The following is a 2,463-nucleotide window of genomic DNA, read 5'->3' as shown; positions in this document are numbered from 1 at the left end:
CACTCTACCCTACTAAACTTTAGGGCATAAAAACGGGGCAGTCCGACCTTTGGGGTTCCTACACACCATTGTCCGTCCTGCCCCGTGAAGCCAAGCCTCATTGCCAAAATTACGACGCTTTTGCGTCGCGTCCAGCTAGTGCCCCATCTGTCCCGGCAAAAGTTTGTCAGCCAGTTTGTTATCGCCCTGCTCAAAAGCCGCAACGTCCAATTTTGCGAGGTAGCCCAGCACCTGAATGACGCGGTGAAAATCGCTTCGAATGAAACCCGCATTCAGGACTTTTTTCGGCAGGTGGACCTGAATTATCTGGTGCTGGCCCACCTGCTGCTGCGCTTGCTGCCCGCCACGGGCAAACTGCGCCTGTGCCTGGACCGCACCGAATGGGACTTCGGCCGCTGCCAGGTCAATATCCTGCTCGTGACCGTAGGCCGAGGCGACTTTCAACTGCCGCTCTATTGGGAACTGCTCGACAACCGCAGCGGGAACTCCAGTGCGGCCGACCGTATTGCCCTGCTCAAAATCTGCGTACAGGTGCTGGGCCGCGACCGCATCGGGCTGGTGGTGGGGGACCGGGAGTTTGTGGGCCATGTCTGGCTTAACTGGCTACGGAAGAATAAATTGCCTTTTGTAATGCGCCTGCCCAAGCACCACCAAATCACCTTTGCTAGTGGCCGACGGCAGGCCGTCACGGCCCTGGGCCTTGCCGTAGGGCAGCAGCGGCATTTTCTGCATTGCCAAGTGGCTGGGGTCTGGGGACAGGTCTGGGTCAAGCGGCTGGCCGACACGGAGTTTCTGTTTCTCTTCGCCGCGCCCGGCTTGCGCAACCTGGGCGGCCTCTACGCCAGCCGCTGGACGATTGAGCAGTGCTTTCAGAACCTGAAAGGACGCGGCTTTAACCTGGAAGCCACCCACTTATGCTGCCACCAGAAGCTGCGCAAGCTCGTGGCTCTGGTCAGCCTGGCCTACGCGCTATGTCTGGGCGTGGGCACGATGGCCCACGGCAAAATCAAGGCCATTCCACGCAAAAATCACGGCTGCCGGGCCACAAGCCTGAGCCGCTACGGACTGAATCTGTTGCGCCAGCTCACGCGGCCCCACGCCCAGCCACAAGAGCCGGTGGCCCGTAAAATCATGGCCCTGCTAGACTGGTTTATTCGGCAACTTACTTATTATCAAATCCCTAAAATAGTAGGGTAGAGTGCGGCTTTTGATATTCATGTCGACGTCGCCAAAGGAGAATTTGGCTCCGGCGAGGAACCCGACCTGTGGGCCGCCCTCGAAGAACAGGCCACCAGCGTTTACTTTCACCAGCAACGGTACGTCGATATAGTTGATTTTGTACTTTATATCGTTGTTTACTTCCGCCTGATAGCCTTTCTGAGAGTACAGCACTTCGGGCTGAATTGAAATCAGGTCGCTGAGGGCGAAGTTTGCGAGGGCGCCCGCCTGCAAACCGATTTTGCTTTCGACTCCGGCCGTGTTGTTTCCGGTTATTGAGCTGTAGTTGACGCCGCCCTTCAGGCCGAAGCGAATTTCCTGGGCGCTGGCAGCGGTTGCAACGCTCAACAACAGGCCTAGGGAGAGCAGGGTTTTTTTCATAATGCAAAGAAAAGTGGGGAGAAAAGGAAATAGCGCAACAAATGTATAGACAAAACCTTGCGAATGGCTAGGTGCTAATTTCCGGGATTTGCCTTGATGACATAAAAAAGCCCGGCTTCCGCTACGGAAGCCGGGCTTTTTTGGCGGTGGTCTAATCTAAGGTGAAATGATTAATTTTAGGGATGGTTTTTACGCAACATTTCTGCGCTGCTTGCGGCAGTGAACATATTCGCCGTAACGGCAGCGCTGGGGGCCATGCCAAATACCAGTGCAAAGGCTGCGGGCATCAAGCCCGTTTTACCCCCGCCGCCGTGGCCAAAGCGCTGCAGTATGCGCAGGTGGACGAGTTGCTGGGCGAGCGCAACTCGCAGCGCAGCATTGCCCGCGTGACGGGTATCTCGCGGGTGACGATTGCCAGCCGGATAAAAAAAAGCGCAAGCGGCTTCGCCGGCGCTCCCGCGCTTGCGCCCCAAAAAGGACCAGAAAAAGGAGTGGGAAGCGCTGGAGCTGGATGAAATGTGGACCTTCGTGGGCCGCAAGAAGCGCAAAGTCTGGCTGTGGTTGGCCGTCGAACGGGCCAGCCGGCGCATCGTGGCCTGGGTGCTGGGCCGACGGGACGCGGCCACGGCCCGGCGCTTGTGGTTGGCTCTGCCTCCGCGCTACCACCGCCATTGCTGGTATTTTACCGACCTGTGGGAGGCCTACGTGGAGGTGTTGCCCCGCTGGCACCATCGCCGCTGCCCCAAGGGCAGCGGCGGAACAAGTATTGTCGAAGCCATCAACTGTTCGCTACGCCAGCGCTGTGGGGTGCTCGTGCGAAAATCTTGTTCCTTCAGCAAGTCGCTGAGTATGCACACCGCCCGG

Annotated in this window: 4 protein-coding genes; 3 read left to right on the top strand and 1 reads right to left on the bottom strand. The window is 57.9% G+C overall.

Annotation, left to right across the window (positions count from 1 at the left end; translation table 11 throughout):
• The first annotated feature begins 84 nt into the window (after positions 1 to 84).
• The gene (locus GM79_RS10095) at positions 85 to 1,197 is read left to right on the top strand and encodes an IS4 family transposase (RefSeq protein ID WP_035560846.1); all 1,113 of its coding nucleotides are present in this window, start codon (positions 85 to 87) and stop codon (positions 1,195 to 1,197) included.
• On the opposite strand, the gene GM79_RS10090 is transcribed toward GM79_RS10095, so the two are convergent.
• Entirely contained in the window at positions 1,141 to 1,599 is a 459-nt protein-coding gene (locus GM79_RS10090) for a porin family protein (protein ID WP_051718730.1), read from the bottom strand. The genes GM79_RS10095 and GM79_RS10090 overlap by 57 nt on opposite strands.
• 311 nt (positions 1,600 to 1,910) lie before the next feature.
• Here GM79_RS10090 and GM79_RS24870 point away from each other — a divergent pair, with 311 nt between their 5' ends.
• Complete coding sequence (locus GM79_RS24870; RefSeq protein ID WP_152559931.1) at positions 1,911 to 2,114, top strand: hypothetical protein; 204 nt, start codon at positions 1,911 to 1,913, stop codon at positions 2,112 to 2,114.
• A partial coding sequence (locus GM79_RS10080; RefSeq protein ID WP_152559932.1) for an IS1 family transposase occupies positions 2,062 to 2,463 on the top strand: 402 nt, incomplete at its 3' end. The genes GM79_RS24870 and GM79_RS10080, both read left to right, overlap by 53 nt.

It is taken from the genome of Hymenobacter sp. IS2118, assembly GCF_000715495.1.
GTDB lineage: Bacteria > Bacteroidota > Bacteroidia > Cytophagales > Hymenobacteraceae > Hymenobacter.
The sequence above is the reverse complement of the archived record's forward strand: the minus strand, read 5'-3'. Positions and strand labels throughout refer to the sequence as shown.

Bases quoted from the DNA above. Each gene is read 5' to 3' on its own strand.
- GM79_RS10090 (WP_051718730.1), bottom strand. From the start codon at position 1,599: ATGAAAAAAACCCTGCTCTCCCTAGGCCTGTTGTTGAGCGTTGCAACC.